This window comes from Pseudomonas sp. s4, from assembly GCF_046764235.1.
GTDB lineage: Bacteria > Pseudomonadota > Gammaproteobacteria > Pseudomonadales > Pseudomonadaceae > Aquipseudomonas > Aquipseudomonas asiatica.
This window is the reverse complement of the sequence record NZ_CP177209.1, coordinates 3,188,256-3,205,090: the sequence shown is the minus strand read 5'-3', so window position 1 is coordinate 3,205,090 and position 16,835 is coordinate 3,188,256. Positions and strand designations below refer to the sequence as shown.

Genomic DNA, 16,835 nt, shown 5'->3' with positions numbered 1-16,835 from the left:
CGGATGTGCTCCTGCCTGAAAGGAGCACATCGCCATGAGCCTGGATCTTCAGCTGGAGATGTTGGACGAGCGGGGCTATGTGTTGCTCCCCGGTGTGCTCGAGCCCTTGCGTATCGCCTTGCTGCGCTGCGCCATCGATGACCTGCAGCCCATCCACTGGGATTACCAGGGGCTGCTGGAACACTACAAGTGCGTATTCAACCGAAACCCGTTGTGGTTACCCTTTCTCGACCTGCCGCCGCTGATTGCCCTGGCCGAAGCGGCACTGGGCGCCGACTGCCATGTGATCGGCCAGACCGCCTGGCGCAGCCACCCGGGCTACCCCGGCATGGCCCTGCACCTGGACCATCTGCCCATGCAGTTGCCCGACTGGCTCAGCGAGCGTGGCGACTTCACCCAGCCCCCGCAAATCCTGACTGCGCAGCTGTACCTCAGCGATATCGACCATCACATCGGGCCGACCTGGATTGTGCCCGGCAGCCACCGCGCGGCACGGCCACCGCAGGCTGGCGAGCAACACTGGCAGGGCCGTGAGGCCCAGCCGGTGCTGTGCAATGCCGGGGACGCGCTGGTGTTTCGCAGCGATGTCTGGCATAGCGGCGGGGCCAACTGCACCCAATCAAGCCAGCGCGACATGCTGCAAGTGCACTATGGCCGGCGCATGGTCGCGCAGAAGTTTTCGCCATACCTGAACTGGCGTTTCAACCCGCAGGTGCTGGAGGAAGCCACACCCAGGCAAAGGCGCCTGCTGGGCGAACACGAAGAGGCGGAATACGACTGACTGCTGCTGTTCGGCATGGCAGATGCTGGCGCAGGGTATTAGCCAATGGTGGCAATTCACTTTCAACTTTCTGTTTATCTGGTCGATAATCAGAAAACTATTACTTCGTGTGACCGGTCGGGATGCATCCGGTCACCACATAAGATCGAGGGGCCCAAGCCCCCACTTGTCGTATAGACCATCAGGAGAAGTCATTGATGAAAACCCGTCTAGCAGCTTCGCTGGCTGCTGCAGTGCTGGCCTTTGCCGGGGCGAATCTGGCCCAGGCAGCGCAGGTGAGCGGTGCCGTTGGCGCCACTGGCCAAGATGACATGACCTACCGTATCGGCCTGTCGTTCGACTGGGACAAGAAATGGCTGGAAAGCAGCACCGGTCATCTGACCGGGTACTGGGATGCGGCCTACACCTATTGGGAAGGCGGTGAGGCCAGTGGCGCGCACTCGCTGTCGTTCAGCCCGGTGTTCACCTACGAGTTCAGCGGTTTCACCTATACCCCGTACATCGAGGCCGGCATTGGCCTGGCGGCGTTTTCCAAGACCGACGTGGGCGACCAGCGCCTGGGCTCGTCGGTCAACTTCGAAGACCGCATCGGCTTTGGTCTGAAACTGCCGGGGGAGCAGAAGGTGGGGATCCGCGCGATGCACTACTCCAACGCGGGGCTCAAGCAGCCTAACGACGGCATCGAGTCGTACTCGCTGTTCTATAGCAAAGGGTTCTGAGACCGGGGGCCGCTTTGCGGCCCATCGCCGGCAAGCCAGCTCCCACAGGGACCGCGCAGTTCTTTGGATCTGCGCTGGCCCCTAAAGGGACTGCGTATGGCTGGGACGATGCGGTCGAGGTGGGAGCTGGCTTGCCGGCGATGGGCTGCAAAGCAGCCCCATTAACTGTCAGAAGGTATACGAAACCCCAGCTTGCACTGTCCTTGGCGCACCCGGGTAGACGTAGTTGTTGAACGCGCCCTCGTCATAGCCCTTGTTGAACACGTTCTTCACATCCAGGTTCAACCGCACGTGTTCGTTGACCTTGTAGAAGCTCAGCAGGTCCACCACGCTGTAGCGCTCCATGGTGTAGGTCGTGGCTGCCGTCTGGCCGGCGCGATCATCCACGTACTTCACCCCAACCCCCAACCCCAGCCCCTTGGCCAGGCCATCCTGGAACTCGTAGGTGTTCAGCAGGCTGAAACTGTTGCGCGGGATGTTGGCCAGGCGCGTGCCCTTGGGCAGGGTCGTATCCTGGGTGACTTCGGCGTCCACGTAGGCATAGCCACCGATCACGCGCCACTCTGGCGTCAGGTTGCCGGCGATGTTGATGTCCAGGCCACGGCTGCGCACTTCACCGGCCGCAATACTGTAGGTACCGGTTGAGTCGTTCGGGTCGCGCGCCAGGACGTTCTCTTTGACGATGTGATAGATCGCCGCGTCGATGCTCAGCTGGCGGTCGAGTGCCTCCCATTTCACACCCAGTTCGTAGGACTTGCCTTTCTCCGGGTCGAAGCCTCCGCCTCCGCTTGGCGTGCCGGTGTTGGGCTTGAACGAGCGCGCGGTGTTGGCATAGACCGCAACCGTATCGGTCAGGTCGTAGATCAGGCCGAAGCGTGGGGTGACGCCGTTTTCGCCCTTGCTGAAGTCGCGGTTGGTCGGCAGCTTGTCGTCGTAATCGTGCTCGAAGCGCTCGAAGCGCACACCCGCCAGCGCCTTCAGTCGCTCGGTCAGGGCCACCTGGTCCTGGATGAATGCCGCCCAGGTCTTCAGGTTTTCCTTGTCATGGGTGGTGGTGCGGGTCAGGGCAGGGCGTGGCTGGCCCAGTACCGGGTCGAAGATGTCAATCGGGTACTTATCGGCACCGCTGGCCGAGCGCTGGATGATCGAGTTGTAGTCGTAGTCTTCGTACTCGATGCCCGTCAGCAGTGTATGAGCGTAGCCGCCGGTGTCGAAGTGGCCGGTGAGGTTGAGCTGGTAGTCGCGGTCGGTCCACTCCAGTTTGCGGTGGTTGAAGTTGCGCCCCAGCGTGCGACCGTCAGCCTGCAATGCGTTGGCCTCCACGGCGTTGCCCTTGAGCGAGCCGTCGAGCCACTGCATGCCACCGCCCAGCGTCCAGTTGTCGTTGAGCAGGTGCTCGAAACGCAACTGGGCCATGTTGTTGTCGTTGTGCAGCAGGTTGTCGCTGCCTTTTTCCCAGATGTTGGTGTCGCGCGAAGCTGTGCCGAGCTGGCCGGGCAGGCGGGTCAGGCCACGGTCCAGCGGATGGTTGTTGCGCATGAAGTCGCCCTCGAAGACGATCTTCGTACTATCGTTGACCTGCCAGCTGAGCACCGGCGCCACGTCATAGCGCTCGCTTTCCACATCGTCACGGAAGCTTTCGCCGCCTTCACCCAGCAGGTTCAGGCGGTAGGCCAGCGAGCCGTCCTGGTTCAGCGGCCCGGTGGCGTCCAGGGTAGCGCGGTGCATGCCCTGGTCATCGAACTGGCTGCCCAGGGTGACTTTCGACTCTGGCAGCGGCTGCTTGCTGACCACGTTGAAGGTGCCGCCTGGGTCGCCACGGCCGTACAGGCTGCTGGCCGGGCCACGGATCACTTCCAGGCGTTCGACGGTGTTGGCGTCGGGGGCGTTGGGGTAGCCGCGGTTGATCGGGAAACCGTTGCGGTAGAACTCGCCGGTGGTGAAGCCACGCACGGTGAAGGTGGTCAGGCCCTGGCCGCCGAAGTTGTTGGCGCGGCCGACGCCGCCGGCGTAGTCCAGGCCGTCCTGCAGACGCGTGGCGCCGGTGTCTTCCAGTACATCCTTGGGCACCACGCTGACCGATTGCGGGGTTTCGTGCAGGGCAGTGTCGGTGCGAGTGGCGCTGGCCGAGCGGGTAGCCTTGTAACCCTCGACCGGGCCATCGGCACGTTCGCTGTCGGCGCTGCTGGTGATGTTCAGGGCCTGGAGTTCGATCTGGGTGGGTTCGCTGAGCGGTTCAGGCTCGGCAAAGGCCAGCGGAGAGACAGCATGAAGCACACAAAGCGAAACGAACGTGCGACGCATCGACGGTACGATCCTGGAGTGGGGCGCTGAGGGTAGGGTGGGCAAGCGCCGAGAAACTACTACGAATCATTATCAAATGCATTATTTTTATGTGGCACTGGTGTACCAGATGCCAAGGGTAGAATCCGTGTTGGCTTCTTCGCGGGTAAACCCACTCCCACAGGGGGTTCACCAAGCCTGAGGTCAGTGGAATTCCTGTGGGAGATTGCCCAGCCCTTTGGGCTGCGCTTTCGCGCAGAGAACCAATATCGCTCGTCTGACGCGTCCTTTGTAGGAGCAGCCTTGTGCTGCGAAGAGGCCGGTACAGCCAATAGACAGGCTTTGTCAGCCCCGGCCTCTTCGCAGCACAAGGCTGCTCCTACAGAACCTCGCCGAACCAATGAGTCATGTGTTGTTCTATGAGAGCGGGTTCACCCGCGAAGAGGCCGGTGCAGGTATACCAGCACTCACCGAACCGCCTTGATCGCCAACACATTGCACAGCGGATGCTCCAGCACATGCGCTGTCGTCCCGCCCAGGAACGTCTGCATGGCATCATGCCGGTGGCTGCCCATCACGATCACATCCGCCCGGCTGTGGCCGACGAACTGGGCAATCGCCTTGATCGCGGCCCCTTCCAGAAAGTGCCTGCGCTCCAGCGGGATCTGGTGGTGGTCGCCCAGCCGGTTGAACGCCGCCCGCTGCGCGGTGCGCACGCTGACATCGAAGCCGGGCATGGTCACCGTGCCAGCGCCGAAGTCGGCAATGTGTGTCTTGGCCGCGTCGCACACATGCAGCAGGTGCAACTCGGCATTGCACTGCAGGGCCAGGGCATGGGCGCAGCGGATCACCTGCTCATCCAGATGCTCGCCTGCGCCATGGCTGTTCAGGTCCACCGCGGCGGCAATCTGCCGGGGCAGGGGAAGGCGGATATCGCTGACCAGGTGCACGGCGACCGGGCTGTCCTTCAGCAACTGCCAGTCCAGTGGCGTTACCAGCAGGCGCTTGAGCACCGGTTCGTGCTGCACATCCTTGATCAGCAGGTCGCAACCCAGTCGCTCGACCCGTTCCAGCACACTGTTCAGCGGGTCGCGGGTCAGCAGCAGTTCGGTAGATACATCCAGGCCGGCGTTGGCCAGTTGCTCGGCTTCGTCCGCCAGCCATTGGCGGTTGTCACTGAGCAGCCGTTCCCGCTCGCGGCTATCGCTCATCAAACCGAAGGTGTCGACATCGTCGACGAACACGTTGATATCCAGCAAGGCACCGCTGGATTCCGCCAGCGCCGCAGCGCGTTGCAGCGCCGGCGTGTGGCGCATCTGCGGGCCGAGCATGACGAACAGACGCTTGAACTGGCTCATCTCACACCTCCACGTGTGGCAGCCCCCCGGTGATCTGGTCTTGTTCAGTCTAGACCGCGCAGGGCGCATGAGCAGCCTGGCGGAGGCTGGCGCGGAACGGCGTGTCGGGTATGATGCGGGCCCCATCATTTTCACGAGGCCCGCCCCATGTCCCTGAGTGCTGAACAGATCGGCGAATTCCGCGCCTTTGCCGAGCAGCTGGCCGATGCCGCTGCCGTGGCGATCAAGCCATACTTTCGCGCCAGCCTGGACGTCGAGGACAAGGGTGGGCGCCTGTACGACCCGGTGACCGTGGCCGACAAGGCAGCCGAGGACGCCATGCGCGAGCTGATCCAGGCCCGCTATCCCGACCACGGCATCCTCGGTGAAGAAGCCGGCGTGGCAGTCGGCAGCAGCCCGCTGACCTGGGTGCTCGACCCGATCGACGGCACCCGCGCCTTCATCACCGGCCTGCCGCTGTGGGGCACGCTGATTGCCCTGAACGACGGCACGCACCCGGTGGTCGGGGTGATGAACCAGCCGTTCACCGGCGAACGCTTTGTCGGAACGCCGGAAGGCGCCTGGCGCAGCGGTGCGCCGTTGAAGACCCGCGCCTGTGCCGACCTGGCCTCGGCCACGTTGATGTGCACCACGCCGGACATGTTCGATACCGCCGCGCGCAAGGCTGCGTTCGAGGCCGTTGCCGGCAAGGCGCGCCTGATGCGTTACGGTGGCGATTGCTATGCCTATTGCATGCTGGCTTCCGGGTTCGTCGACGTGATCGTCGAGGCGAGCCTGCAGCCATATGACGTGCAGGCGCTGATGCCGATCATCGAAGGGGCGGGCGGGGTGATCACGGCGTGGGATGGTAGCAGTGCGCAGAATGGCGGGTGCGTGGTGGCCTGTGGTGACCCGGCGCTGCATGCGCAGGTGGTGGAGATGTTGCGTCACGCCATGTAATTCATGTAATGCCTGCGCCGGCCTCTTCGCGGGTAAACCCGCTCCTACAGGTTCTGCGCAGTTTTCAAGATTTGTGGTGATCCTGTGGGCGCGGGTTTACCCGCGAAGCGGCCGGCACAGGTATGCAAAACCCCCGATCACCGCACTTTTTCCAATTTCCGGGCTCTATGCATGGCCAGGCCACACTGATCCACGGTGCGGCCGCCGAATATCGACCCGGTGCCGATGGTTGCAAGCAAGCCAAAATTCTTCCCCCGCCTGCTAATGGCAGGCGCCCTCACATGCCTGTGCGCCTGCACCCAGCAGCAGGGCCGCGACGTGCTCGACCAGTTCGGCAACGGCAAACCCAGCGAGCTGTTCCAGACCAGCGTCGATCGCCTGGCCACGCTGTCCATGCGCGATAACCTGCAGAGCTTGTACCTGCTGATGAACAAGCTGTACCTGCGCAACCCCAATCAGTGGAAGCTGTCCGGCTACGTGGATGCTGCAACTGCCGAGGGGCAGATCCGTATCGCCATCGAGCAACGCCAGCCCTTGCCACAACTAGGCAACCGTCGCGACCTGGCAGCCTTGAGCTACGCCCTGAGCCCCGAGTTTCGCGGTGACCGGGTCGGTGCGTTCATCTACGCCATCGGCAGCATGCTGATTACCGCGCACGGCGGCCGTACAGAGTTCTACATGACCGATACCATCGACCCGCTGTTCGTCAACAACGCGGCACGCAATATCGAGAAGGCCACCTGGATGTTGAGCCAGCGGCAAGATGCCAATGGTGTTCTGCTGTTGTTCTCCAACGAAATCTCGGAAGAGGGCAGCAACCTGAGTTTTGCCGTGGAGTTCGGCAAGATCGTGGCACGGCTGGATTTGCTGGCGGAGTTGCTGGATGAGCGGTATAGGAGGATTGGGTTGAATTATGCGCAAAGCCTGTTGTTGATGAACTTCCTGCCGGTGCAGTGAAGTGAGCGTTGCCGGGTTGCCTGAGCCGTTCGATAAACGAACACTGACCTGTCCTTACTGTTCGCTATCCGCCCATCCATTCCCAAGGTCGCATTGCCCAACCCCCGCCTTTTTGCTTAAGTGTGCCCATCCACCGGTTGTCGCCTGCCCCCGCGACCCGCAACCGGCTCGGTAGAATGACCGTGACGACCGCAACCACAGCCCGCCGGGCCGTAGGATGCGGCAACCAGAACAATAACGATCCGGGTAACCTTGCCTATGGAAAGCCGCCTGCTGAGCGAGCGCAGTAGCGTGTTTCATCACGCCGACCCTTATGCTGTGTCCGATTATGTCAACCAGCACGTAGGCCAGCATTGCATCGGTTTGTCTCGCACCACTCATCCGCAAGCCAGCCTCAGCCACCGCAAGTTCGCTGAGCTGGACCTTTGCCGCATCAGCTACGGCGGCAGCGTGCGCGTTACCTCGCCGGCACTGGAAACCATCTACCACCTGCAGGTGCTGCTCAATGGCAACTGCCTGTGGCGCGGGCACAAGCGCGAGCACCACCTGGTGCCGGGCGAACTATTGTTGATCAACCCCGACGACCCGGTTGACCTGACCTACTCGGAAGACTGCGAGAAGTTCATCCTGAAGGTACCGACCCGGCTACTGGATTCGATCTGCGACGAACAGCGCTGGCACCGCCCTGATGGCGGGGTGCGGTTCTTGCGCAACCATTACCGGCTGGACGAGCTGGACGGGTTCGTCAACCTGCTGGGCATGGTCTGCCAGGAAGCAGAGGTGAGCGATTCGCTGCCCAGGGTGCAGGGCCACTACAGCCAGATCGTCGCCAGCAAGCTGTTGACCCTGATGAGCACCAATATCCGTCGCGAATGCCTGAGCGCACCGCAAGCGGGGCTTGAGCGCATTCTTGAGTACATTGAGCGCAACCTGAAGCTGGAGCTGTCGGCTGAAGTTCTGGCGGAGCAGGCATGCATGAGTTTACGTTCGTTGTATGCGCTGTTTGACCAGCATTTGGGTACCACACCCAAGCATTACGTACGCCAGCGCAAGCTGGAGCGGGTGCATGCGTGCCTGAGCGACTCGACTTGTGGGGTTCGCAGCGTGACAGAGCTTGCTCTGGATTACGGATTTCTGCATTTGGGGCGGTTTTCCGAGGTGTATCGGCAGCAGTTTGGTGAGCTGCCTTCGCAGACGTTCAAGCGACGAGGATGAGGCCAGCTAGCTCGGCCACCTGATATTTTTGCTAGTTGTTCGCATTTAATGCTCGACCCACCATTTGCTTTATTTCGGGTAAAAGGTGGCAACCATGTCGACGTTACAAAAGGATCTCTATTTCTATTCCCCCGAAGGCCTCGCGCTGGTCAAACATACCGGCGCAGGGGCTTCGGCTTTGCTGCGGGGCGCTGGCCGGGCACTGGCACAGCGCAATGGTGGGCAGGCGGCGTTCTACGCCATGGACGAGCATGGATCTATCTTGCAGTTTCCCCCTTGTTCGCTGCAGTACACAGTTTATGGATTTGATGGAAACGAGCAATGCGCAACTGTACTTCGCTACAGCGGGCAGAAAAAAGAGTCTGTAACAGGGCACTACTTGTTGGGGGAGGGATATCGTGCGCTCAACCCGGGTTTGATGCGGTTCAACAGCCCGGACAGCTTGAGCCCAATGGGTGCTGGAGGAATAAACTGTTACGCCTATTGTGGTGGTGATCCAGTTAATAATACTGACCCCAGCGGTCATATAGTTGTTCCAAAAGTAAAACTCCCAAGCATCCGGCCTAAGGCTGGAAGCACCAAAAGCGGGTATAGCATCAATCCAGATTTCAACGGAGGCAAGTCTGCCCCCCGTGTAGTAGGCCAGCATGTTGTAAAGGCGGTTGATGCACTGGGTCGTGGTTATGGGAATCAAATAGAACCAATCATGAACGCGGCTATATGGTCTGATGGGCAGAAGTTGCTGGTGGAGGGTAGTGTCTTAACGTTGTCAACTCGTATTGCGAAAAAAGGGTGGCTGATTGATAGAACGCCAGTTAACTGGAGCAGTGGCCGCAATTGGCTTATAGCGGAGCGGGAACAGAATCTTGAAGCATTCGTGGTTCTTGACGCGCTCCATAGTCGCATGAAAGCAGCTGAGGAGATACCTCAAGTAAACAGCTGGCTCCATGACCCCAAACGGCTGAGTCAACAAGTGCGAGACCCCGGCAAAGCTGGATAACACTCTGCACAATCCGGATAGTCCCCCGCCAGCCGTCTCCCTAACCTGACCAGGTCTAAACAATAACAAGGGAGACCCTGGCCATGTCCCTGGGATTCGACTACCTCAATGCCTTGCTCGAGGACGACCGTGAAAAGGGCATCTACCGCTGCAAGCGCGAGATGTTCACCGACCCACGCCTGTTCGACCTGGAGATGAAACACATCTTCGAGGGCAACTGGATCTACCTGGCCCATGAAAGCCAGATCCCCGAGAAAAACGACTTCCTCACCCTGACCATGGGGCGCCAGCCGATCTTCATCGCGCGCAACAAGGACGGTAAGCTCAACGCCTTCCTCAATGCCTGCAGCCACCGCGGCGCCATGCTCTGCCGGCACAAGCGCGGCAACCGCGCCAGCTACACCTGCCCGTTCCACGGCTGGACCTTCAACAACAGCGGCAAGCTGCTCAAGGTCAAAGACCCAAGCAACGCCGGCTACCCCGACAGCTTCAACTGCGACGGCTCCCACGACCTGACCAAGGTGGCACGCTTCGAGTCGTACCGTGGCTTCCTGTTCGGCAGCCTGAAGGCCGACGTCAAGCCGTTGGTCGAGCACCTGGGCGAGTCGGCCAAGATCATCGACATGATCGTCGACCAGTCGCCGGAAGGCCTGGAAGTGCTGCGTGGCGCCAGTTCGTACATCTACGAAGGCAACTGGAAGCTAACCGCCGAGAACGGCGCCGACGGCTACCACGTCAGCTCCGTGCACTGGAACTATGCCGCCACCCAGAACCAGCGCAAGCAGCGCGAGGCGGGTGACGAGATCAAGACCATGAGCGCCGGTGCCTGGGCCAAGCAGGGCGGTGGCTTCTACTCCTTCGACCACGGCCACCTGCTGCTGTGGACCCGCTGGGCCAACCCCGAGGACCGCCCGGCCTACGAGCGCCGCAACCAACTGGCCGCCGACTTCGGCCAGGCCCGTGCCGACTGGATGATCGAGAACTCGCGCAACCTGTGCCTGTACCCGAACGTGTACCTGATGGACCAGTTCAGCTCGCAGATCCGCATCGCCCGGCCGATTTCGGTGAACAAGACCGAAATCACCATCTACTGCATCGCGCCGAAAGGCGAGAGCGCCGATGCCCGCGCCAAGCGCATTCGCCAGTACGAAGACTTCTTCAACGTCAGCGGCATGGCCACCCCCGACGACCTGGAAGAGTTTCGCTCGTGCCAGACCGGCTACGGCGGCGGTACCGGCTGGAACGACATGTCCCGCGGCGCTGAACACTGGGTGGAAGGCGCCGACGAGGCGGCCCGGGAAATCGAGCTCAAGCCGCTGCTGTCGGGCGTACGCACCGAGGACGAAGGCCTGTTCGTGCTGCAGCACAAGTACTGGCAGGAAACCATGATCCAGGCCTTGAAGGATGAACAGCAACTGATCCCCGTGGAGGCCGTGCAATGAGCCTGTATGCAACCGTGCGCGACTTCCTTTTCCGCGAAGCGCGTTACCTGGATGACGCCCAGTGGGATCAGTGGCTGGAAATGTACGCCAGTGATTGCACCTTCTGGATGCCGAGCTGGGACGATGACGACACCCTTACCGAAGACCCACAAAGCGAAATCTCGCTGATCTGGTACGGCAACCGAGGCGGCCTGGAAGACCGGGTGTTCCGCATCAAGACCGAGCGCTCCAGTGCAACCGTGCCCGACACCCGCACCTCGCACAACATCAGCAACATCGAGATCGTCGAGCAGGGCGAGGGCAGCTGCCAGGTGCGCTTCAACTGGCACACCCTGAGCTTCCGCTACAAGACCACCGACAGTTACTTCGGCACCAGCTTCTACAACCTCGACCTGCGCGGCGAGCAGCCGCTGATCAAGGCCAAGAAGGTGGTGCTGAAGAACGACTACGTTCGCCAGGTCATCGACATCTACCACATCTGATCCAGGGTTTTTGCGAGCGCTGCCCGGAGCGTCCTGCGACGTGCCGTGGCCAGGCTCGCCCGCGAGGTGCAACATGAGCTACCAGATCGCACTGAATTTCGAAGACGGGGTTACCCGCTTCATCGAGGCCGCCGGCCATGAAACCGTGGCCGACGCCGCCTACCGCCAGGGCATCAACATCCCGCTGGACTGCCGCGACGGCGCCTGCGGTACCTGCAAGTGCAAGGCCGAGTCCGGCCGCTACGACCTGGGCGACAACTTCATCGAAGATGCCCTGAGCGAAGATGAAATCGCCGAAGGTTACGTACTGACCTGCCAGATGCGCGCCGAGAGCGACTGCGTCATCCGCATCCCGGCCTCGTCGCAGCTGTGCAAGACCGAACAGGCCAGTTTCGAGGCCGCCATCAGTGATGTCCGCCAATTGTCGGCCAGCACCATTGCCCTGTCGATCAAGGGTGAATCCCTCAGCCGCCTGGCCTTCCTGCCGGGGCAATATGTCAACCTCAAGGTGCCGGGCAGCGAGCAGAGCCGAGCCTATTCGTTCAGCTCGCTGCAGAAGGACGGCGAGGTCAGCTTCCTGATCCGCAACGTGCCGGGTGGGTTGATGAGCAGTTTCCTGACCAACCTGGCCAAGGCCGGCGACAGCATGACCCTGGCCGGGCCGCTGGGCAGCTTCTACCTGCGGCCGATCCAGCGCCCGCTGTTGCTGCTGGCCGGTGGTACGGGCCTGGCGCCGTTCACGGCGATGCTGGAGAAGATCGCCGAGCAGGGTAGCGAGCACCCGCTGCACCTGATCTACGGCGTGACCAACGACTTCGACCTGGTCGAACTCGACCGCCTGCAGGCGCTGGCGGCGCGCATCCCCAACTTCACCTTCAGTGCCTGCGTGGCCAACCCGGACAGCCAGTACCCGCAGAAGGGCTACGTGACCCAGCACATCGAACCGCGCCACCTCAACGATGGTGATGTGGATGTGTACCTGTGCGGCCCGCCACCGATGGTCGAGGCGGTCAGCCAGTACGTGCGCGAGCAGGGCATTACCCCGGCGAACTTCTACTACGAGAAGTTCGCGGCGGCGGCCTGATTCCTTTTATTCCAAGTAATACGCCGACCCTGTGGGAGCGGGCGTGCCCGCGAAGAGGCCAGCAGGTTCAACAACTTTGTCTGGTCGGACGCATTCGCGGGCATGCCCGCTCCCACAGGAACCGTGGCGAACCGGAGAGATGGATATGAACAACCGATTCCAAGGCAAGGTCGCCCTGGTCACCGGTGCCGCCCAGGGCATCGGCCGTGGCGTGTGCTGGCGGCTTAAGGCCGAAGGCGCGCAAGTGATAGCGGTAGACCGCTCCGAACTGGTTCACGAACTGGCCAGCGAGGGCATGCTCACCCTCACCGCCGACCTGGAACAATATGGTGACTGCGCCAGGGTCATGGCCAACGCGGTTGAAGCGTTCGGCCGCCTCGACATCCTGGTCAACAACGTTGGCGGCACCATCTGGGCCAAGCCCTTCGAACACTACGAAGTGGACCAGATCGAAGCCGAAGTACGCCGTTCGCTGTTCCCCACCCTGTGGTGCTGCCATGCCGCACTGCCATACATGCTCGAGCGTGGCAGCGGCGCCATCGTCAACGTCTCGTCCATCGCCACCCGTGGCGTCAACCGCGTGCCCTACGGCGCAGCCAAGGGTGGCGTCAACGCGCTGACTGCGTGCCTGGCCTTTGAAACCGCCGGCCGTGGCATCCGGGTCAACGCCACTGCTCCCGGCGGCACCGAAGCGCCACCCCGGCGCGTACCGCGCAACAGTGCCGAGCAGACCGAACAGGAAAAGCACTGGTACCAGCAGATCGTCGACCAGACCCTCGACAGCAGCCTGATGCACCGCTACGGCAGCATCGACGAGCAGGTCGGCGCGATCCTGTTCCTCGCTTCCGACGAAGCCTCGTACATCACCGGCGTGACCTTGCCGGTAGGGGGCGGCGACCTCGGCTGAGCGACACCCCTAGGCAAAAAGCTTTCTTTCACAACAAAAACAAGAGCGACAGATGCCATGCGAACCCTTGACGTACACCCGATCATCGATAATGCGCGCTTTACCCCCTTCCACTGGATGGTCATGGCCTGGTGCGGCCTGCTGCTGATCTTCGACGGCTATGACTTGTTCATCTACGGCGTGGTACTGCCGGTCATCATGAAAGAGTGGGGCCTGACCCCGTTGCAGGCCGGTGCACTGGGCAGCTATGCGCTGTTCGGCATGATGTTCGGCGCCCTGGCGTTCGGCAGCCTGGCCGATCGCATCGGGCGCAAGAAGGGCATCGCCATCTGTTTTGCCTTGTTCTCCGGGGCGACCATCCTCAACGGGTTTGCCAGCAGCCCGAGCGAGTTCGGCATCTACCGCTTCATTGCCGGCCTGGGCTGTGGCGGCCTGATGCCCAACGCCGTGGCACTGATGAACGAGTACGCGCCCAAGCGACTGCGCAGTACGTTGGTAGCGATCATGTTCAGTGGCTACTCGCTGGGCGGCATGCTCTCGGCGGGTGTCGGCATCTTCATGCTGCCGCGTTTCGGCTGGGAATCGATGTTCTTCGCCGCAGCGGTGCCACTGCTGTTGTTGCCGGTAATCCTGTACTACCTCCCTGAATCGATCGGTTTCCTGGTACGCCAGGGCCGTACCGACGAGGCCCGCAAGCTGCTCAAGCGGCTGGACCCGGATTGCGACGTGAAGGCGGACGATGCGCTGCAGGCGGCCGACCGCAAAGGCAGCGGGGCGTCGGTGCTGGAACTGTTTCGCAACGGCCTGGCCATTCGCACCCTGGCGCTGTGGCTGGCGTTCTTCTGCTGCCTGCTGATGGTCTACGCGCTCAGCTCCTGGCTGCCGAAGCTGATGGCCAACGCCGGCTACAGCCTGGGCTCGAGCCTGTCGTTCCTGCTGGCGCTGAACTTCGGTGGCATGGCCGGGGCGATTCTCGGTGGCTGGCTGGGCGACCGTTACAGCCTGGTCAAAGTCAAAGTGGCGTTCTTCATCGCCGCCGCGCTGTCGATCAGCCTGCTGGGCGTCAACAGCCCGATGCCGGTGCTGTACCTGCTGATCTTCATTGCCGGCGCCACCACCATCGGCACGCAGATCCTGCTGTATGCCGGCGCCGCTCAACTCTACGGGCTATCGGTGCGCTCCACCGGGCTGGGCTGGGCCTCGGGCATCGGCCGCAACGGTGCCATCGTCGGCCCGCTGCTGGGTGGTGCGCTGATGGGCATCAACCTGCCCCTGCAGCTCAATTTCATTGCTTTCGCCATCCCTGGCGCAATTGCCGCGCTGGCCATGGCCGTGCACCTGGCCAGCGGCCGTCGGCACGCCCAGGCGGTTGCGGCACAGGCGTAACTCCAGAAAAACAACATGAGGTAAACCACCATGACCGTGAAAATTTCCCACACTGCCGAGGTACAGCAGTTCTTCGAAGAGGCCGCAGGCTTTGGCAACGATGCCGGCAGCCCGCGCCTTAAGCGCATCGTGCAACGCGTGCTGCAGGACACCGCGCGGCTGATCGAAGACCTGGACATCAGCGAAGACGAGTTCTGGCATGCCGTCGACTACCTCAACCGCCTTGGTGGCCGCGGGGAGGCCGGGTTGCTGGTGGCTGGGTTGGGCATCGAGCACTTCCTCGACCTGCTGCAGGATGCCAAGGACCAGCAAGCAGGCCTTGTCGGCGGCACTCCACGCACCATCGAAGGCCCGCTGTACGTGGCCGGCGCGCCGATCGCCGAAGGTGAAGTACGCATGGATGACGGTAGCGAGGAGGGCGTGGCCACGCCGATGTACCTCGAGGGCCAGGTGCTCGACCCACAAGGGCGGCCGTTGCCTGGGGCCACGGTCGACCTGTGGCATGCCAATACCCGTGGCACCTATTCGTTCTTCGACCAGAGCCAGTCCGAGTACAACCTGCGCCGACGCATCATCACCGATGGCGAAGGCCGCTACCGCGCGCGCTCCATCGTGCCGTCCGGGTATGGCTGCGATCCACAGGGGCCGACCCAGGAGTGCCTGGACCTGCTCGGCCGTCACGGCCAGCGTCCGGCGCATGTGCACTTCTTTATCTCGGCACCGGGGTACCGACACCTGACCACGCAGATCAACCTGGCCGGAGACAAGTACCTGTGGGATGACTTTGCCTATGCCACGCGGGATGGGCTGGTGGGCGAGGTGGTGTTCGTCGAGGGCGAGGCGGGGCGACATGCCGAGTTGAAATTCGACTTCCAGTTGCAGCAGGCCCGGGGCGGTGCCAATGAGCAGCGCAGTGGGCGGCCGCGGGCTTTGCAAGAGGCCTGAGGCCTTATCGCCGGCAAGCCAGCTCCCACAGGATCACCACAGGGCTGAAACCAGTGGGATCCCTGTGGGAGCTGGCTTGCCGGCGATCAAGGGCGCAGCCCTTGCCATACATCACCGATGCGAGAGGTGCCATGAAAACCCTGATCAAGGACAGTTCACTGTCCGCCATCGTCGCCGGCTGCATCGCCACGATGATCTCCTACGCAGGCCCCTTGGTGATCATCTTCCACGCCGCAGAAGCTGCCGGCCTGTCCCATCGGCAACTGTCCTCCTGGGTCTGGGCAGTGTCCATGGGCAGTGCCGTACTCGGCGCGCTGCTCAGCCTGCGCTACCGGGTGCCGGTGGTGATCGCCTGGTCGATCCCTGGCTCGGCGCTGCTGGTCACCGCCTTGCCGCAACTGGGCCTGGAACAGGCCGTTGGCGCCTACCTTGTAGCCAACCTGTTCCTGCTGCTGATCGGCATCAGCGGGGCCTTCGACCGCATCATCGCGCGCCTGCCGGGCTCCATCGCCGCCGGCATGCAGGCCGGCATCCTGTTCAGCTTCGGCATCGAGGTGTTCCGCGCCTTGCCGGTGCAACCGCTGCTGGTACTGGCGATGTTCGTCACCTACGTGCTGATGCGCCGGGTGCAGCCGCGCTACGCCGTGGCGGCGGTGCTGTGCGTGGGCACGCTGGTGACCGTGGCCAGCGGTGCGTTTCGCAGCGAGGCATTGGTGCTGGAGCTGGCGTCGCCGCAGTGGGTCACCCCGCAGTTCAGCCTGGCAGCGGTATTCAGCCTGGCACTGCCGCTGGTGCTGGTGGCCCTTACCGGGCAGTTCATGCCGGGCATGGCAGTACTGCGCAACGCCGGCTACCCCACGCCGGCCAGCCCGATCATTAGTGCCAGCGCGCTGGCCGGTGCCGCGCTGGCGCCGTTCGGTTGCCACGGGCTGAACCTGGCGGCGGTCACTGCCAGCCTGTGCACTGGCCATGAAGCCCATGAAAACCCACGGCGGCGCTATGTCGCGGCGGTGGCTGGCAGTGCGCTGTACCTGCTGCTGGGGATCGCCGGGGCCACGCTGATGTCGCTGTTTGCAGCATTCCCCGCCGCCCTGATCGCCGCCCTGGCCGGGCTGGCCCTGTATGGCGCCATCAGCGAAGCCCTGGCCCGCAGCCTGGCGGAACCAACCGAGCGCGATGCCGGGCTGTTCACCTTCCTGGTCACCGCTTCGGGGGTGGCCTTCCTGGGCCTGTCGGCAGCGTTCTGGGGCTTGCTGTTCGGCCTGCTGAGCCATGGGTTGCTCAGGCTGCGCCAGCCACGTGCCCGGGAGGTGCTGCGCCGTACCCCATGAACCGCC

Annotated in this window: 15 protein-coding genes; 13 read left to right on the top strand and 2 right to left on the bottom strand. The window is 62.6% G+C overall.

What is annotated here, in order from left to right; all coding sequences use genetic code 11:
- The first annotated feature begins 34 nt into the window (after nt 1-34).
- Nucleotides 35-781, top strand: coding sequence for a phytanoyl-CoA dioxygenase family protein (locus ACK56M_RS15120; protein ID WP_015270392.1), 747 nt, complete (start codon nt 35-37; stop codon nt 779-781).
- 197 nt (nt 782-978) lie between these two features.
- A complete protein-coding gene (locus tag ACK56M_RS15115) occupies nt 979-1,500 on the top strand; it encodes an acyloxyacyl hydrolase (protein WP_411958764.1) in 522 nt (173 codons plus the stop codon).
- A 168-nt stretch (nt 1,501-1,668) separates the two neighbouring features.
- Here the strand turns inward: ACK56M_RS15115 and ACK56M_RS15110 are convergent, their stop codons facing one another.
- Both ACK56M_RS15110 and ACK56M_RS15105 read right to left on the bottom strand, forming a co-directional pair.
- On the bottom strand, nt 1,669-3,804 hold the full coding sequence (locus tag ACK56M_RS15110) for a TonB-dependent siderophore receptor (protein WP_100413657.1): 2,136 nt from the start codon (nt 3,802-3,804) through the stop codon (nt 1,669-1,671).
- A gap of 446 nt (nt 3,805-4,250) precedes the next feature.
- A complete protein-coding gene (locus ACK56M_RS15105) occupies nt 4,251-5,141 on the bottom strand; it encodes a universal stress protein (RefSeq protein ID WP_015270389.1) in 891 nt (296 codons plus the stop codon).
- 147 nt (nt 5,142-5,288) lie between these two features.
- On the opposite strand from ACK56M_RS15105, the gene hisN reads away from it, so the two are divergent.
- The 11 genes from hisN to ACK56M_RS15050 all read left to right on the top strand — a co-directional run bounded on the left by hisN (nt 5,289) and on the right by ACK56M_RS15050 (nt 16,829).
- Entirely contained in the window at nt 5,289-6,080 is a 792-nt protein-coding gene (hisN, locus tag ACK56M_RS15100; RefSeq protein ID WP_015270388.1) for a histidinol-phosphatase, read from the top strand.
- A 225-nt stretch (nt 6,081-6,305) separates the two neighbouring features.
- Nucleotides 6,306-7,037, top strand: coding sequence for a hypothetical protein (locus ACK56M_RS15095; RefSeq protein WP_043936158.1), 732 nt, complete (start codon nt 6,306-6,308; stop codon nt 7,035-7,037).
- 258 nt (nt 7,038-7,295) lie between these two features.
- The gene (benR, locus tag ACK56M_RS15090; protein ID WP_015270386.1) at nt 7,296-8,252 is read left to right on the top strand and encodes a benABC operon transcriptional activator BenR; all 957 of its coding nucleotides are present in this window, start codon (nt 7,296-7,298) and stop codon (nt 8,250-8,252) included.
- A gap of 94 nt (nt 8,253-8,346) precedes the next feature.
- Nucleotides 8,347-9,252 (top strand): RHS repeat-associated core domain-containing protein, encoded by a 906-nt coding sequence (locus ACK56M_RS15085; protein ID WP_015270385.1) that lies wholly within the window; start codon nt 8,347-8,349, stop codon nt 9,250-9,252.
- 83 nt (nt 9,253-9,335) lie between these two features.
- Entirely contained in the window at nt 9,336-10,694 is a 1,359-nt protein-coding gene (gene benA / locus ACK56M_RS15080) for a benzoate 1,2-dioxygenase large subunit (RefSeq protein WP_411958763.1), read from the top strand.
- On the top strand, nt 10,691-11,176 hold the full coding sequence (gene benB, locus ACK56M_RS15075) for a benzoate 1,2-dioxygenase small subunit (RefSeq protein WP_015270383.1): 486 nt from the start codon (nt 10,691-10,693) through the stop codon (nt 11,174-11,176). Before benA ends, benB begins: the two co-directional genes overlap by 4 nt.
- A 73-nt stretch (nt 11,177-11,249) precedes the next feature.
- Complete coding sequence (gene benC / locus ACK56M_RS15070) at nt 11,250-12,260, top strand: benzoate 1,2-dioxygenase electron transfer component BenC (protein ID WP_085720232.1); 1,011 nt, start codon at nt 11,250-11,252, stop codon at nt 12,258-12,260.
- A 145-nt stretch (nt 12,261-12,405) separates the two neighbouring features.
- Nucleotides 12,406-13,167 carry a 1,6-dihydroxycyclohexa-2,4-diene-1-carboxylate dehydrogenase gene (locus ACK56M_RS15065; RefSeq protein ID WP_013972676.1) on the top strand — a complete coding sequence of 254 codons (762 nt, stop codon included), beginning with the start codon at nt 12,406-12,408 and terminating at the stop codon, nt 13,165-13,167.
- Between the two features lie 57 nt (nt 13,168-13,224).
- Nucleotides 13,225-14,553 (top strand): MFS transporter, encoded by a 1,329-nt coding sequence (locus tag ACK56M_RS15060; protein ID WP_054573261.1) that lies wholly within the window; start codon nt 13,225-13,227, stop codon nt 14,551-14,553.
- 30 nt (nt 14,554-14,583) lie between these two features.
- On the top strand, nt 14,584-15,498 hold the full coding sequence (gene catA, locus ACK56M_RS15055) for a catechol 1,2-dioxygenase (RefSeq protein ID WP_054573262.1): 915 nt from the start codon (nt 14,584-14,586) through the stop codon (nt 15,496-15,498).
- A 131-nt stretch (nt 15,499-15,629) separates the two neighbouring features.
- A complete protein-coding gene (locus ACK56M_RS15050; protein WP_015270379.1) occupies nt 15,630-16,829 on the top strand; it encodes a benzoate/H(+) symporter BenE family transporter in 1,200 nt (399 codons plus the stop codon).
- The last annotated feature ends 6 nt before the right edge of the window (nt 16,830-16,835 follow it).